11 protein-coding genes and 1 tRNA gene are annotated in these 15,324 nt (G+C 54.2%); 8 read left to right on the top strand and 4 right to left on the bottom strand.

The window, feature by feature from the left end; translation table 11 throughout:
* Window positions 1-35: 35 nt before the first annotated feature.
* From ACRZ91_RS07525 to ACRZ91_RS07535, 3 genes are read left to right on the top strand one after another with little or no spacing between them, the layout of a single operon-like run.
* Complete coding sequence (locus ACRZ91_RS07525; protein WP_480903854.1) at window positions 36-2,102, top strand: oxidoreductase; 2,067 nt, start codon at window positions 36-38, stop codon at window positions 2,100-2,102.
* 8 nt (window positions 2,103-2,110) lie between these two features.
* Complete coding sequence (locus ACRZ91_RS07530; protein ID WP_480903856.1) at window positions 2,111-3,310, top strand: aromatic ring-hydroxylating oxygenase subunit alpha; 1,200 nt, start codon at window positions 2,111-2,113, stop codon at window positions 3,308-3,310.
* Window positions 3,311-3,335: 25 nt separating this feature from the next.
* Window positions 3,336-4,904 (top strand): trimethylamine methyltransferase family protein, encoded by a 1,569-nt coding sequence (locus ACRZ91_RS07535; RefSeq protein ID WP_170771210.1) that lies wholly within the window; start codon window positions 3,336-3,338, stop codon window positions 4,902-4,904.
* 195 nt (window positions 4,905-5,099) lie between these two features.
* On the opposite strand, the gene ACRZ91_RS07540 is transcribed toward ACRZ91_RS07535, so the two are convergent.
* Both ACRZ91_RS07540 and ACRZ91_RS07545 read right to left on the bottom strand, forming a co-directional pair.
* Window positions 5,100-6,911 (bottom strand): BCCT family transporter, encoded by a 1,812-nt coding sequence (locus ACRZ91_RS07540; RefSeq protein WP_480903859.1) that lies wholly within the window; start codon window positions 6,909-6,911, stop codon window positions 5,100-5,102.
* A gap of 300 nt (window positions 6,912-7,211) precedes the next feature.
* Window positions 7,212-8,807, bottom strand: coding sequence for a GMC family oxidoreductase (locus ACRZ91_RS07545; RefSeq protein ID WP_480903862.1), 1,596 nt, complete (start codon window positions 8,805-8,807; stop codon window positions 7,212-7,214).
* Window positions 8,808-8,916: 109 nt separating this feature from the next.
* Between ACRZ91_RS07545 and ACRZ91_RS07550 the strand changes: the two genes are divergently transcribed.
* The 5 genes from ACRZ91_RS07550 to ACRZ91_RS07570 all read left to right on the top strand — a co-directional run bounded on the left by ACRZ91_RS07550 (window position 8,917) and on the right by ACRZ91_RS07570 (window position 13,537).
* On the top strand, window positions 8,917-10,155 hold the full coding sequence (locus tag ACRZ91_RS07550) for a TRAP transporter substrate-binding protein (protein ID WP_480903865.1): 1,239 nt from the start codon (window positions 8,917-8,919) through the stop codon (window positions 10,153-10,155).
* Between the two features lie 65 nt (window positions 10,156-10,220).
* On the top strand, window positions 10,221-10,886 hold the full coding sequence (locus ACRZ91_RS07555; protein ID WP_170542805.1) for a TRAP transporter small permease: 666 nt from the start codon (window positions 10,221-10,223) through the stop codon (window positions 10,884-10,886).
* Window positions 10,886-12,244, top strand: coding sequence for a TRAP transporter large permease (locus ACRZ91_RS07560; protein WP_170475616.1), 1,359 nt, complete (start codon window positions 10,886-10,888; stop codon window positions 12,242-12,244). The genes ACRZ91_RS07555 and ACRZ91_RS07560 overlap by 1 nt, the downstream gene beginning before the upstream one ends.
* 11 nt (window positions 12,245-12,255) lie before the next feature.
* Window positions 12,256-13,035, top strand: a complete 780-nt coding sequence (locus ACRZ91_RS07565; RefSeq protein ID WP_480903869.1) for an IclR family transcriptional regulator — start codon at window positions 12,256-12,258, stop codon at window positions 13,033-13,035.
* 70 nt (window positions 13,036-13,105) lie between these two features.
* Complete coding sequence (locus tag ACRZ91_RS07570) at window positions 13,106-13,537, top strand: hypothetical protein (RefSeq protein WP_480904134.1); 432 nt, start codon at window positions 13,106-13,108, stop codon at window positions 13,535-13,537.
* Here the strand turns inward: ACRZ91_RS07570 and ACRZ91_RS07575 are convergent.
* Both ACRZ91_RS07575 and ACRZ91_RS07580 read right to left on the bottom strand, forming a co-directional pair.
* Entirely contained in the window at window positions 13,534-14,643 is a 1,110-nt protein-coding gene (locus ACRZ91_RS07575) for a hypothetical protein (protein WP_480903871.1), read from the bottom strand. The genes ACRZ91_RS07570 and ACRZ91_RS07575 overlap by 4 nt on opposite strands.
* Before the next feature lie 565 nt (window positions 14,644-15,208).
* Window positions 15,209-15,283, bottom strand: a tRNA-Phe gene (locus ACRZ91_RS07580).
* Between the last annotated feature and the right edge of the window lie 41 nt (window positions 15,284-15,324).

Consider the following 15,324-nt stretch of genomic DNA (forward strand, 5'->3'; position numbering starts at 1 on the left):
AAACTATTTCCGAATTTCTTGGAGGAAGCGCGGCAATGTCAGGCGCTGAAGGATACTCTGTACTCTTCGAACCGGTTCAAATTGGACCAGTGACGGCTCGAAACCGGTTCTATCAGGTGCCCCACTGCAACGGCATGGGGCACCTGCGACCGCAGGCCGAAGCCGCCATGCGGGCAATGAAGGCCGAGGGTGGTTGGGCTGTCGTTTCTAATCAAGAGACGGAAATTCACCCGACTTCCGACCTGTCCCCTTTTGCCGAAAACCGACTTTGGGATGAACGGGATATCCCGGCGCTGCGTCTTATGACGGAGGCGGTGCATGGAAAGGGCTCCTTGGCGGCCATTGAATTGGCTCACAATGGCCATCATGCGCAAAACCATTTGAGCCGGGCACCTTTGTTGGCGCCGTCAGAACTAGCCTTGCAAACGGCCTATCCCAAGCAGGCTAGAGCGATGGACAAGGCGGACATTCGCGAATTCCGCAAGTGGCATCGCGCTGCGGCTCGTCGCTCGCTCGAAGCAGGATTCGATATTGTGTATGTTTATGCCGGGCATCACATGACCCTGCCGCATCATTTTCTGCTGCCACAGTTCAATGATCGGACGGATGAATATGGAGGTTCGTTGGAGAACCGGGTGCGTCTGACCCGGGAGATTCTGGAAGAAACCAAGGAAGAGGTTGGAGATGATTGCGCCATTGCCCTTCGGTTTGCGGTTGATGAAATGCTCGGGTCAGAGGGGATGCAAGCGCAGGAAGAAGGCCGTGCTGTAGTCGAAATGTTGGCCGAGCTTCCAGACCTTTGGGATGTTAACGTGGCGGACTGGAGCAACGACTCGGCAACAACCCGGTTCGAGCCCCGCGACGGCTTTCAGACCTCATATATCGAGTTCGTGAAACAGGTGACCTCCAAGCCTGTTGTGGGCGTCGGGCGTCTTACGTCTCCGGACTTGATGGCGTCACTGGTCAGGAAGGGCATCCTTGATTTTATCGGCGCGGCGCGACCATCCATCGCTGATCCGTTTCTGCCCAACAAGATCAAGGAAGGTCGCATCGAAGAAATCCGCGAATGCATTGGTTGTAATATCTGTGTTTCATCCGACTCTCTCGGCGTCCCCATACGCTGCACCCAAAACCCGACTATGGGCGAAGAGTGGCGGAGGAAATGGCATCCTGAGATCATTCAGCGTCGGGTAAAAGAAGAAGCTGCGCTTGTTGTCGGCAGCGGACCAGCCGGACTTGAATGCGCCATGCAATTGGCGCGTCGGGGCTATGAGGTAACTCTGGCGGAAGCACAGCAAGAGTTTGGCGGCCGCGTGCTGCAGGAAGCTGGCCTGACCGGGCTATCCGCCTGGAAGCGCGTGACAGATCACAGAATCTACGATCTGCAACAACGCGGGAACGTTCATCTATTCACCGACAGCCGTCTGTCAGCCAGTGAGGTCGTCGAACTGGGTATTCCGAACGTCTTTGTTGCAACGGGTGCAAAATGGCGACGAGACGGGCGCGGGAAATCTGCATTCCACGGTGTATCAATCGGTTTAGGTTCTCAGGTTTTTACTCCAGATGACATTATGACCGGGGTCGTGCCGGAGGACGGCCCGGTTGTGGTCTACGATGATGATCAAGCCTATCTCGGTGGTGTCTTGGCCGATCATTTGGCTCAAGCCGGGCGAGAGGTTTTCTTTGTAACACCGGCCTCACTAGTTTCGCCGTTTACCGAATTGACGTTGGAGCAGACTAAAGTGCAACGAAGTCTGTTGGAAAAAGGCGTTCACCTGAACCTGTCCCAGACTTTGGCCAATGTCGCGCCCGGTCACGTGACATTGCAGTGCGTCTACACGGGACGAGAGAATTCCATTGAATGCAGCTCCGTCGTGCTGGTGACGCAGCGAATGCGAGAAACCACCCTTTACGACGAGCTGTGCGGTACGAATGCGGGTTTGCTGAATACGTTGGAATTAATCGGAGATGCCGCCAATCCTGGCTTGATCGCGGATGCAGTGTATTCGGGTCACATGGCTGCCCGAAATTTCGAACGCAACGCAGACGACATCGACCGTGAATTTTTCCGCCGGGAACTTGTTTCCCTTGAACCTGTGTGAGGTGCGCCATGCCAAAAGATGACTTGCAAGTAATGCGCGACTTGATGGACGCGCAGCGGGAAGGCTTCGCCTTGCCACGTCACTTCTATACGTCTCTAGCAGTATACGAGAACGATATCAGTACCTTCTGGAATCGTAACTGGATCTGGGTCGGTCATGTTAGTCAGGTCGCTGAACCGGGCGACTATTTCCTGTTCGATTATGGTCCCGAGTCCATCATTATCGTTCGGGATCGCGAGGGGGAGGTGCGCGCGCATCTGAACGTTTGCCGCCACCGGGGATCGCGGGTTTGCATTGAACGGAAAGGCAAGGCACGCAATTTCATCTGCCCATATCATGCGTGGACTTTTGACCTGAACGGCAAGCTACGAAACGGACGATCAATGGGGTCGGATTTCGACCCGGACCAATACGGATTGTTCCCGGTTCAGGTGAAGATAATTCAGGGCCTGATATTTGTCTGCGCAGCTGAAGACGCCCCGCCGCTAGATGCTGCGTTGGAGCGGTTGGCCCCACTGTCAAAACCGTTCGACTTTGAAAACCTGAAGGTCGCTCATGAAGCCTCATACCCGGTTCCAGCAAATTGGAAACTGGCGTTGGAGAATTACCTGGAATGCTATCACTGCGCCCCGTCTCATCAGGACTATTCGCGCAGTCATTCGTTGAAGGATCCTGCTCAGGTTCTGGAGTTCGGCGGGGCTCTTCATGAGCGGATGGGAGAAGTCGGAGTTCCCTTGGAGGAGCTAGACCTGACCGGAGAAAACGCGCTCGCGCCGGGTGCAGATGTCTATTGGCGCCGCTACCCGCTGTTTCCCGGCTATGTGACCGGCAGCAAAGATGGAGCGCCTCTGGCGCCACCTTTGGGTGAACTGAAAGGTCACGATGGCGGTGCCACCGATCTCGGGATCGGGACACTGAACTACTTCCTTGTTTATGCAGATCACGTTGTTGGTTACCGATTCGTCCCGCGCGCCCTGCAGGAAACGGATATTCAGATCGTCTGGTATGTGCGCGGGGACGCTCAAGAGGGTCGTGACTACGATAAGGACGCGTTGACATGGCTCTGGCATGTCACTTCGCTCGATGATGAGCGGATCATACGGCACAATCAGGAAGGCGTGAACTCCCACCACTTCGTGCCGGGACCGCTGTCCGAGATGGAATGGAGCATTCCAGGCTTCTATCGCAATTACTTCAGCATGATCTGACACGCTCAGAATTCGGAGAAATACCATGACAGAGTTAACGAAGCGCAGATCAAGACGGCGCGGGGGTGGACGTGAAGCACGAGCCGCCGTGCGAACCAGCAACGTCGCTTCGCAAGCAATCTGGCCGGGCATTTCGGGTGGCAGATATAAGCCCCTTTCGGACTCTGACATGTTGCGCATTCATGAAGCCGCCCTCGGCATTCTAGAGCGTACGGGTGTCGGTGATCCAACGCAGGAAGTTCTTGATCTCGTGCTGCCCAAAGGGGCGACGGTGAACGAGCATGGTAGGCTGTGCTTCCCTCGCGCGTTGATGGAAGACCTTTTGGCCAGGGCAGCCAGCGAGTTTTATGTCCATGCACGCGGATCGCGGGCCGGTAAGGATGACATGCACTGCACCAAAGACAAGGTGTACTATGCGAACTCCGGCACCGCTGTGACAACGTTTGATGCGGAGACTCGCAGTTACCGGCCGTCAACGCTCAAGGACATTTACGACTTTACCCGATTGGTTGACCGGCTCGACAACCTCCACATGACCGGTGATACGGTTCTGGCAACGGATGTGCCGCAGGACTACGAGCACGATATGAGCATGCTCTACGCCATCTTGGCGGGTAGCGAGAAGCCATCTTGCCTGACGTTCCGTACGCGCGAGCATATTCAGGACGCGATCCATCTGTTCGATCTGGCGTCTGGCGGGGAGGGTAAATTCCTTGAAAAACCCTCGGTGATTTTTGGTGGGTGCCCCATTGTGTCACCGCTCAGATTTGGGCGGGAAAATCTGGAGATCCTGATTGATACAGCGAAGATGGGGCTTGTTTGCGATCTGGCCGTACCACCGCAGGCCGGGGCTACGTCTCCTGCACCTTTGGCTGGCACGCTGGCACAGGCGGTGGCAGAGACCTTGTCATGTGTGGCCATCGCCAATTTGATCAATCCGGGGACCCCGGTGGTCTTTGCAGCCTGGCCGTTTATCACTGATCTGCGCACTGGATCGTTTACAGGCGGCAGTGGCGAACAGGCGTTGATTTCAGCCGCTGCTATTCAGATGGGCAATTTCTACAACCTCCCGACCAGCGTCGGATGCGGCATGACCGATTCCAAAATCCCCGACGCGCAATATGGGCTAGAAAAGGCTCTTACCTTCGCTTTGGCGGCCCATGCCGGGGCCAACCGGCTCTGCGAGTTTGGTGGAATGCTCGGCAGCCTGATGGGCTGTAGCTTTGAGTCAATGGTCATCGACAACGAGGCGGCTGGAATGATCTCGCGAACACTTCGCGGGATCGAGGTGAGCGACGACACGCTTTCGGTCGACGTCATCCATGAATGTGCAATCGACCCCGGGCATTTCCTCGGCAACGCTCAAACCTTGCAGTACATGGAAACCGAGTATGTCTACCCGTCCCTGTTGGACCGAGAGCTAACTGATACCTGGGAGAAAGCAGGTCGTCAGGACATGTTCGAACGTAGCCGATCCGTTGTGGATGACATTCTGTCCAATCACTACCCGAATTACTTTGGTAGCAAGGCGGATGAAGAGGTTCGGTCTAGGTTTCCGATCAAATTGCCCCGTGAGGTAATGCGCGCTGGGTAAGCGCTGCTAAAGGAAGGGCAGGCTTCGCGGTTGTGCCTAAGCTTTGAATACGCCTTGCACTCAGAGATCTTCGAACCCTCGGAGGCTTTGAAGATCTGCCTGTTTGTGCTGCAGTCAATGTTTCCTAGACACTTTAGCACTTAGTCGATCTGCGGGTGAAGGCGACCTAAGTGACTAGGAACTAACCATGGGCAATCACGAACCCGTCCGTGTTTCATGGTTCAATCGGCGCAAGTCGTTGACCATTGCTTTGGCTAAAGAGATGCACATGAGCAGTAAAACAACGCTGAACGGTAGCGCGCCGATAATCATCGAATTGGTCAAAGCCTCTAATCCACCACCGCCCGCGATAAGCAAGGTTCCAATGACAAGGGTCAGAAGAACGCCCCAGATGATGCGATGAAGCAGACCGGTGTCTTCAGACCCACCGGACATGATCGTGTTCATCACAAGGATGCCGGAGTCGGCGGAAGTAACCAGGAATGTCATGGTTAACAGCACACACATGACAGTCACTACTGCGAGCAAGTTGCCCGATATCATTTCCCCCAACGTGACGAACAGTGTTGCCGTTGTTGATGCGGCGAGGATTGATCCGTTTGCATCCCCATTTAATTCCAGATCGATGGCCGCCCCGCCGAGAATGGCCATCCATGCAAAACAAACGAGCGACGGGGCAATAACCGCGCCAAGTATGAACTCGCGTACGGTTCGCCCTCTGGAGATACGCGCTAAGAAAAGACCCACAAAAGGTGAAAACGCGATCCACCATGCCCAATAAAACGTAGTCCAACCGGCCTGCCATCCAAACAACCTGCTTCTTGTGCCCGCGTCATAAACTGCAGTTTTTGTCGCGCCAGAAAGACCGGCTGTATCGCTGGTCAAACCCTCAAGAAAGGTTGCTTTTGTTCCCCATGGATCAGTTGCACCCGCAAAAAGCTCGCCGACAAAGGGCGCCGCCTCTGCAGGCAATACGGAGGCAAAATCGACTTCGGAAACCGGTCGAAAAGCTTGGAAACTCAGAGGGACAAAGTTTTTGATATAGTCAACAAGCGCCGTCGCATAGGTTGTCGCCGCAAACGCGAATGAGCCATAAATAATGAATACCGCTAGCAATACTAGTGAAAAAAGAAGATTGATATTTGACAAGTATTTGACACCACGCCCCACGCCAGAGACGGCAGACAGTGTCGACATCATCATAACAACGATCAACGCCGCAATCAGGCCGGCGGTCGACGGGAACACTTTGGTTGCTTCTCTTTCCACAAGCCACTTCGCACCGGTAATTAGAAACGCGCCATCCACCAATTGAGAAACGCCATAACCGATCGTGACTGCCACGCCGAGTATTGTCGCCACGACGCCGAGTATATCGATCACATGGCCTGCAACACCGTTTGCGTATTCTCCGAGCAATGGGGTCAGTGCGGTGCGGATTGTTAGCGGCATGCCTCTTGTAAACGCGTAATACGCAAGGCTAAGGCCAGTGACGACGTAAATTGCCCAGGCGTGAAAACCGGTGTGCAAAAAAGTATAGCGGTAGGCTCCTTCAATCGCGTCCTCGCTTTTGGGTGTGACTTCCCCGGAAACAGTCAATGGATTGGTTTCCCAAAGGCCAAGTGGTTCAGCGGTTGCATAGACCATTAGGCCCACGCCTAGACCCGCCCCAAACATCATCGAAAACCAAGAGAAGTTCGAAAATTCGGGTTTCCCATCTTCTAAACCCAGCCTCATTCGGCCAGTCGAAGGAATGAGCGCGATAAGGAAAAGGAAAAGCACAAATAATCCAACGGAAAGGTTGTAGAATGTATTGAACTCAGACAGCACTCCTGACTTCCAAGATCGCAGTGTATCGTTTGCTGATAGTGGCCAAATCAGCGCCCAGAGAACGAGCAGCGAAACCGAGAGTTTGCTTACCAGCGCAATCGGCAGGCTATACCCTTTGTAAAAGCCGGTCCGCTGAGTCCTTATTTTGAGGTCTGTAAAAGGTTCTTCAAGAGCCATATTTTCCCGGTCTTACGTAAATTGACTGCTTTGCACGCCGCGCTGCCAGTCGCTGGGTTCCAGACTAGTTTACTTTCAGTCAGAATAGGACTGAAGCTGCGGAAGCGATAGCTGAGAGGAAAATCTTTGCGTCGCAACTGGCAAAACCTGTGCGGCTATGAAAAATTGAATGACTCAAAATCGAAGGCTTAGCCATCGTTCAAAGTCGACTAATTCAAGACCGGTATTGCGTGCGCACCGGAATATGGTTGGCAGTAGTATTCGCAGTTCTAACTGGCGTTCAGACCGCGGCGCAATGTGTCAAGCATCCGAGATTATTAGATCGCTTGCCTTTTCGCCAATCATGATCGCAGGCGCATTGGTGTTGCCACTGACGATTTCCGGCATGATCGAACAATCTGCCACCCGTAGGTTTGCTATGCCGTGGACCTTCAGTTTCGCGTCCACTACAGACTTCTCTGATTGTCCCATCGCGCAGGTGCCGGTGGGGTGATAGATTGAGGTGGTGTTTGATCTGGCCCAATCCAGTGTGCCTTCGTAATCGTCGATGCTAAGATCTGCCGTCGGTCGAAACTCCTCTGAAATCTTCGAGGCGAGAGGATTTTGTTTAGAAATTCTGCGCGCGATGTTCACACCGTCGACGATGGTTCGGCAATCTGTTTCCGTAGAAAGGTAGTTCGGAATGATTTTAACATGTTTGGACGGATCCGGACCGTTCAGGCGCAGCTCGCCTCGACTTTCCGGGCGCAGCTGACAGACCGACATCGTGAAGGCAGAAAACGGATGCACACCTTCACCAGGGCTGTCGGCGGACCAGGGTTGCACGTGGAACTGAATGTCCGGCGTTTCAACATCGGGCCGGGTTTTCATGAATCCTGTGGCTAGGCTTGCAGCCATGGTCATTGGACCTGCGCGGAACAACGCATATTTCAACGCGATGCGGGCTTGATTGAGCAGGCTGCGGACTTCATCATTCAGTGTTGGTTCATTGCATTTGAACACAAGTCGTGCCTGCAAGTGATCCTGCAAACCCTTACCGACGCCACGCAGGACATGAAGCGGTTCTATTCCATTTTCTTTGAGATGGTCCGCGTCTCCAATCCCCGACAACATCAGGATCTGGGGCGAATTGATCGCGCCGCCAGACAGGATGATCTCACGCCGGACCTTCAGAGTTTGCTCAACCCCCGACCTGTCCCGGTAAACCAACCCAGTCGCCTTTTTCCCGTCCAAAACCACGCGTGTCACCAATGCTTTGGTGATGATGTTCAAATTCTGACGATTTCGAATAGGTTTGAGATATGCCACAGCCGCGCTGCAGCGACGGCCGTTGCGGGTGGTTAATTGAAAATAACCCACGCCTTCTTGTTCAGCGCCGTTATAGTCGGGGTTGTACGGGTAGCCTGCGGCCTGTGCTGCCGCTACCCAAGCGTCGCAGATTGGGCGTTGAATGCGCATGTTTGACACCGACAAAGGCCCACCAACACCGTGAAACTCATCTTCACCGCGTTCTTGATCTTCACAGCGTTTGAACAGGGGCAAGACATCGTCCCACCCCCAACCTTCATTGCCCATTTGCCGCCAGCGGTCGTAATCTTCTTTCTGGCCACGTACATAAAGCAACCCGTTCAGCGAGGAGGAGCCGCCCAGCACTTTACCTCGTGGCCAGTCGATGGACCGGCCATTTAGGCCTGGGTCGGGTTCGGTCCGATAACACCAATCGACCGACGGGTTATGCATCGTTTTGAAATAACCGACGGGGATGTGAATCCACGGGTTCGTGTCGCGACCGCCGGCTTCAAGAAGCGCGACCGATGTATTGGGATCAGCACTTAGTCGATTAGCAATGACACAGCCCGAAGACCCCGCGCCGACAACCGCATAATCCACCTCCATGACCGCCTCCTTCCAACGTCGCTGAAAAAAACTCTATGCAAGATGCAAGAATTATACTAGCCTTTTTTGATACAAAACGTCTCAATAATTGTGATCAGGGAGGTAAGCAATGGAGATCGGTAAGAAACTAAGTGGCATTTCCCGGCGAGATTTTTTTCGCGTGGCCGGGCGTTATGGCATGAGTTCGACACTGCTGGCGGCAGGCGGGTTTGGTGGCGCGATGAGCTTGGCGAATCTGGCGCAAGCTGCCGAATCCACCTATGAAAAGCGCTTTTCTAAGGAGCCGAAGCACACGTTGAAATTTGGTGCTTCAGGTTTCAACACCCGCAATCTGCTAATCGAGCGCGCTGGCGCGATCGAATTCGCTCGGGATCTGGAAGAACGCACTGATGGCGAGATTCGGATCGAGTTCATCGGCGACAATCAGATCTGTGGTCAGCTGAGCTGCGTGGAAAAAACCCAACAGGGTATCGTCGACATTTACGCGGCCTCGACCCAGAATTCGGCAGGTGGCGCGCCATACCTGAATGTGCTGGACTATGCTTACATGTTCCCTAGCCGGGCAGCGCAATATCACTTCTTTTATAGCCCTGCGAGCCAGCGCATCCTGCGTGATCCGTTGGAGAAACGTCATGGTCTGAAGTTCCTGTTCACGCACTGCGAATTGCGCGGGCTGCAGATGGGTTCGACCTTTGCAGACAAACCAACCGTGACCAAACTGGAAGAGCTGTTTGGCACCAAGAACCGCGTGACAGGCACGCAACTGGGCCGGATTGCGATGCAGTTACTGAACCTGAATCCGGTGCCGGTGGCATGGGAGGAAACGCTGGATGCGCTAAAAACTGGCCTGATCGACGGTGCCGAAACATGGGCGTCGGCCGTTGCATACGCCAATATGGCTCCTGTGGTTTCGCAGTCGGTCAACCTGAAGTTCTTCTGCGGCACAGAACATACCTCAATGTCTGCAAAGGTCTTCGACAGCCTCGGTGGTGAGCTGCAAGACGCTGTGATGGAGTCTTCCTACTTCACTCAGGCGTTGATTCAGGGTGCAAATGAAGCCGCATTGCTGAACACGGTCGGTTTCTCGGAGCCGCAGCTACCTGATACTATCTTTGCCGAAAATGGAGTACGCCCGGCCTTCCTGGCTGACGATCAGATCAAGCTGGCCGAAGAGATGTGCGCCCCGAACTACAACCCAGAACCTTGGGCCCAGTGGCGCGAACGTCTGAACAAATGGGCGGGCGGTATCGATACCTATCAGGAAATCTACGACATCGCGCGCGAGATTCCGGCTGGCACCCTGCCAGAAAACGTTGAACCTCGTCGTTGGTGGAAGGGCGAAGCCTGATACAAAAGACGAACCGGCCCCAAGCGGGCCGGTTCTAATACACACCGACTGGGAGGACGGAGTTCATGTCGTTTTGGGCAGACATCGGCGCGATTTTCAGCGCCTTTCTCAGCCAGGATTCGTTCGAGATTCAATCTGCACTCGAATCCGACGCCACTTGGGTGTTGGGCGCAGTAGCCTCGGCAATTGGCGGGTTCGTGATCATGCTGATTTATCGGGCAGTGCCATTTGTCGAACGCCATCTGGAACGGTCGGTGATGGTGTATTCCTACCTCGCGATTGCGTTGATAATCTTCTGGGGCGTGATCGACCGGTTTGTGTTCAACGACCAAGAGCCGTGGTCAACCACCATTCCCCCCCTTTTGTTCATGGTGATGGCGTGGTTCGGAGCGTCCTACAATGTCCGCCTGCGCACACATCTGAGCTTTAGCGAGTTTCGCACCGCCATGCCGCGCGGCGGGCAACTGGCCTGCCTGATCCTCGATGCGGTGCTGTGGTTCATCTTCGCGGTTATCGTCATCGTGACGACGACGCGACTGGTCGCGCTTTCGGCGTCCAATTTCCAGATCGTACTCGGTACTGACAATATCATGCAGTGGTGGTTCCTTCTGGCCGCGCCGCTGTCTTTCTTTCTGATGGTCGGACGCGTGTTTCAGAACCTCGCTGACGATCTGCACAACTGGAAAACAGGCGAGCCGCTGATCAAGCAGGCCGTGATCGGAGCAGACTGATGGCAGATGGAACTTTGGTTACACTGATCTCGCTTGGGGTCACGTTTCTGTTCATGCTGGGCGTACCGGTTTTTTTGGTCATCGGATATTGGGTGATCGGTTGCTCGTTCGTCCTTGGGTTGACGCTGGATAACATGGGTGCCGAACTGTTGAATGTGTTCAATAAAGGCTTTGCCCTGCTGGCGATGCCTCTCTTTATCCTGACCGGAGATCTGATCAATAAGTCCGGCATTGCCCGGAGGCTCAGCGATTTCGCCTATGCCTGTTTGGGCTGGATACGCGGGGGGTTGGCCATGGCGTCTCTGGGCGCTTGTGGACTTTTCGCCGCAATCTCTGGTTCGAACTCCGCAACGACTGCTACCATTGGGTCGATGCTTCATCCCGAGATGGTCAAAGGTGGTTATGACGAACGCTTCAGCGCGGCGACCGCTGCCGCGGGCGGAACGGTGGGGATTATCATCCCTCCGTCGATTATCTTCATCGTCTATGGCTTCCTGATGAACCTGCCGATTTCCGAGCTGTTCGTCGCGGGTATCCTTCCGGGCGCGCTGATGGTCTTTGGTATGCAATTTGCGTGCTGGATCATCTGCCGCATGAACGGTTGGGGTCATCTGATACCGCTGCAATTGAACCGGGTGCTGAAGACCGCATTTGGAGCATGGCTTGGGTTTTTCGCCATCGGCTTGGTTCTGTGGGGCATCTACACCGGCAAATTCTCCCCGACCGAGGCAGCAGGCGTGACGGTCGGCTTTTGCGTGATCGCAGGGTTGGTCAGCTATCCGATCAACCGGATCATGGGTGCGCGGAACGACATACCGCCAACCGAAAAGAGCTTTGCTGAGATGTTCGTTGTCGAAGGTTTTACGATACCTGAAATACCCTCCATCGTGATCCGCTCGGCCCAGATCACCGGCATCCTCGCGCCATTGATCGCCATTTCGGTGGTGATGCAGCAGATCCTGTCTCTGCTAGGGGCACAGCAAACCATCGGGGATTTTGTAACCTCGATGGGCGGGTACTACGCGGTGTTGTTTACATCGATGGTGATCGTATTCTTCTCGGGCATGGTGCTGGAAAGCCTGCCTGTCACGATAATCCTGGCTCCGATCCTTGCGCCGATTGCGGCCTCTGTTGGGATCGATCCAATCCATTTCTCAGTGATATTCCTTGTGGGGGCGTCCATCGGGTTCATCACGCCGCCCTACGGGCTGAACCTCTATGTGGCCTCGGGAGTGACAGGTGTGCCCTATTTCCGGTTGCTTCGGTATACAGTGCCCTATCTGGTAGCGCTTCTTTCGGTCTGGATATTAGTGTCGCTTGTGCCCGATCTGGCCTTGATCCTGCTGCCAAATAGCTAGACTGTTGCGGGATGGCTGAGACGGAAACACAAGACAAAGAAACTCAAATCCCGACCAACCTGCGCCTCCTTCTGATCCTCGAGGAGGTGGCGCGGCGTGGTGTTGCGGTCAAACCCTCAGACTTGGTTGAGGCACTTGGTCTGGCCAAGCCAACCGTCCACCGCCTCCTGCATACCGCAGAAACCGAAGGCTTCCTGCAACGCGATCTTGATGGGCGTTCTTATGGCCCAGGGCGCCGGTTACGACTGCTTTCGGTCAATACCATGTCTTCTGAGCACCTGCGTACGGCCCGATTGGCAATCTTACGCAGCGTTGCAGAAGAAGTTGGTGAGACCTGCAATCTCGCCATCCCTGACCGAGAAGGTATGATCTATCTAGACCGGGTGGAAACGAAGTGGCCGCTAAGAATTCAGCTGCCTGTCGGTACACAAGTACCTTTTCACTGCACCGCAAGTGGCAAGATGTACCTGTCCACACTGCGGCAGAAAACGTTGGATGGTGTCCTTTCAGCAGGAAACCTGCAACCAAATACCGAACGTTCTCTGACTGATCCCAACGTCTTGCGAGCAGAGATCCAAAACATCGCCGTGAATCGTTTTTCCACGGATGATGAGGAATTTATGGCCGGAATGACGGCACTTGCTGTGCCCGTTCTGGACGGGCAGGGCAGGTTGGTTGGCACACTCTCAGTTCACGCTCCAACCCAACGTCATGACGTCAACAGCCTAATGTCGTTTCTTGGAATTCTGCAAAAAGGGGCGGATGAACTTTCAGCGCTATTAAATGAGTGATTAGGCTTGGACCTGTCGCGGTTTGATGCCGCTCCTTTGATAGCATTTATTGCAGCAAAGGAGACGAACTATGGGAATGAAACGGACAGACGAATTCCGTGCTGATGCAGTGCGGATCGCGCTGACGAGCGGGCTGACGCGCGTAATGGACGAGCGTACCTATGCCGGCCGAGCGACCGTTCGGACGTGTCACCAAAGAGTCCCGAAGGCGGCGTCCGGCTATACCCGCGCGATCAAATCTGGGGCCGCACGCCCGGATCAGCCCGCCATGATCGCGGCCGAGGCGGGAACATCAAACCGAACCGAAGCTGAGCTGGTAGATGTGATTATCACGCGCGCGGACTCCTATGAGGCCGCGGTTAGTCACGCGGCGGGACTGCGCGTCTCGTTGGATACCCAACTCGAAGCCACAGAGGACCCGCACAAATACGAAACCATCCTTGAACGTGGTAAGGTGCAGGCTGCTGTTCTGGCTAAGAGCCTCGGCATTGAAGTGAACTAGTGCCGCGTTCTGAACAAGCGTTGAACGCGATGTTTCAATGGTTTTCGCGCCCGATAGAACTGTCGGGCGAAGGCACGGACAGAGGGGTTACGCCCCTCTGAACCCAAGTATGTGACCAGTTTATTGAGCTCGTCGGGGTCCACGTTGATCAGGCGCTCAATGTTTTCAAGACCATCTGGTTTCTCTATCTCCACTCTTTCCAACCGACCGTAGTCAAAATCAGGGAACTCAAGACCATAAGTGTCGCGCAACCATAGTGGTTGGGTACTAGCGTAGTCTATTCTATCAGCCGCTTCCGGCCTAATTTTGGGGCGAGATAATGTTAGAGATTTTTCAGCTCTACGAATGTCCTGTCGCAAGGATTCCACGTCAAGATTCCCCACTTCTCCCTTGCGCCTGAGGCCTGCAAACTCTTCCAAAAGTTTCAGAGAGGGTGCACTTACACTCGTGTTTGCTCTGCGTGGCTCGGCCATTGTCTCCATTGTGACGCCATACTCAGCAAGAAATCTATCGACGAAATCACTGACGACGCTTTGCCCCCTCAAGTTTTTGCGGTCAAAAAGTACTAGGTGCAAGTTGTCTTGACCAAAGAGAGATTTTAGACCCGTCAGGTTGGGCTCGTAACTTGGCGAACTGGGTTGCAGGAAAACCCCGTGCTTCAAGCTCTGCTGCAAACCAGAGAGATACCGCGATGACGGCCGCCTAATATAGACAACGGCTGTCGTTTGATCGGTAATCAGTGGGCCCCAGTCCTTACGCGCTTTAACTGTGCGGTCCAACGAGAACGATTTCCAAACATGTTCAGAGGACAAAACCAGGCACTCGGGTCTTGTTTCTGCGACTTGGCGATGGAGATATTTCCTAAATGCTATGAAACCAGCCCGGAGGGCTGATTCATTTTTGAAGCTACGCCGCAAATCCCTAGTCGTGTCATCAAATGAAAAAAGAGGTTGTGTCAAAATTCGGTGGTTGTTGAAACTGACACCCTCGGGATTGTCGGGGTAGAGGATGCCGTGGCCCAAAAGGCGGTCTCGAGACAGGAACAATGAATCCTGCAATGCCGTCGAACCTGTCTTCGACATTCCTGTATGGAATATGGTTTTCACGCAAACCCTCATCAATAGACGCCAGTAGAATAGGTGCGTACTAAGCCAGTAGAGACAAAGCATCAACGCCTTCTAAAGAGGCTAGTCATCCAATTTGTGCTCCGTGTCATACCTGTCAGATGACGAAGTCAGGTGTTGGTGCCATGACATACTTTGAAATCCCGACCAGCTAGGAAATCCGCCAGAGGAAGGCTAGGCATTTGCCGACCATGATCGCTGCAACACGCAAGCGGAGGGGTTCATTGCTGACTACATGACCACCTGGGCGCGCTCTAGGACAGAAGCGCAGGTGATAAGCGAAGCCTATAGCGCTCGGCCTGATTAACTCTCAGCCCTGATTTCTGTCCGGATTAGCTGCCAATAGCCGCGCCGCTGTCTGTCAATAGCCGCGCCGCGCTACACGTTGTTGTAGTAGTATCGCCAGAGCGCTAGCTTTCGCCGTGCATCAGGTTGCAAGGCTCCACTGTCGCTAGCCTACCTACGTCCACTAGGTGGATATTTGGGTGGATAAATTTAACTCGATACATAATTTATGCATTATAATCATATAATTAGGTGATTTTTATGGTGCCCGGGGGCGGAATCGAACCACCGACACGAGGATTTTCAATCCACTGCTCTACCCCTGAGCTACCCGGGCACGGGAATGGCGTTTGCCATTGGGTGGAGGCCTTCTATGAC

It is taken from the genome of Ruegeria sp. O11 (genome assembly GCF_056535285.1).

What these genes read in the sequence shown, in the direction of transcription:
- ACRZ91_RS07570 (WP_480904134.1), top strand. Translation starts at nt 13,106, where the DNA reads ATGGGAATGAAACGGACAGACGAATTCCGTGCTGATGCAGTGCGGATC.
- ACRZ91_RS07540 (WP_480903859.1), bottom strand. Translation starts at nt 6,911, where the DNA reads ATGGCTCTTGAAGAACCTTTTACAGACCTCAAAATAAGGACTCAGCGG.
- ACRZ91_RS07545 (WP_480903862.1), bottom strand. Translation starts at nt 8,807, where the DNA reads ATGGAGGTGGATTATGCGGTTGTCGGCGCGGGGTCTTCGGGCTGTGTC.
- ACRZ91_RS07550 (WP_480903865.1), top strand. Translation starts at nt 8,917, where the DNA reads ATGGAGATCGGTAAGAAACTAAGTGGCATTTCCCGGCGAGATTTTTTT.
- ACRZ91_RS07565 (WP_480903869.1), top strand. Translation starts at nt 12,256, where the DNA reads ATGGCTGAGACGGAAACACAAGACAAAGAAACTCAAATCCCGACCAAC.
- ACRZ91_RS07555 (WP_170542805.1), top strand. Translation starts at nt 10,221, where the DNA reads ATGTCGTTTTGGGCAGACATCGGCGCGATTTTCAGCGCCTTTCTCAGC.
- ACRZ91_RS07530 (WP_480903856.1), top strand. Translation starts at nt 2,111, where the DNA reads ATGCCAAAAGATGACTTGCAAGTAATGCGCGACTTGATGGACGCGCAG.
- ACRZ91_RS07535 (WP_170771210.1), top strand. Translation starts at nt 3,336, where the DNA reads ATGACAGAGTTAACGAAGCGCAGATCAAGACGGCGCGGGGGTGGACGT.
- ACRZ91_RS07525 (WP_480903854.1), top strand. Translation starts at nt 36, where the DNA reads ATGTCAGGCGCTGAAGGATACTCTGTACTCTTCGAACCGGTTCAAATT.
- ACRZ91_RS07560 (WP_170475616.1), top strand. Translation starts at nt 10,886, where the DNA reads ATGGCAGATGGAACTTTGGTTACACTGATCTCGCTTGGGGTCACGTTT.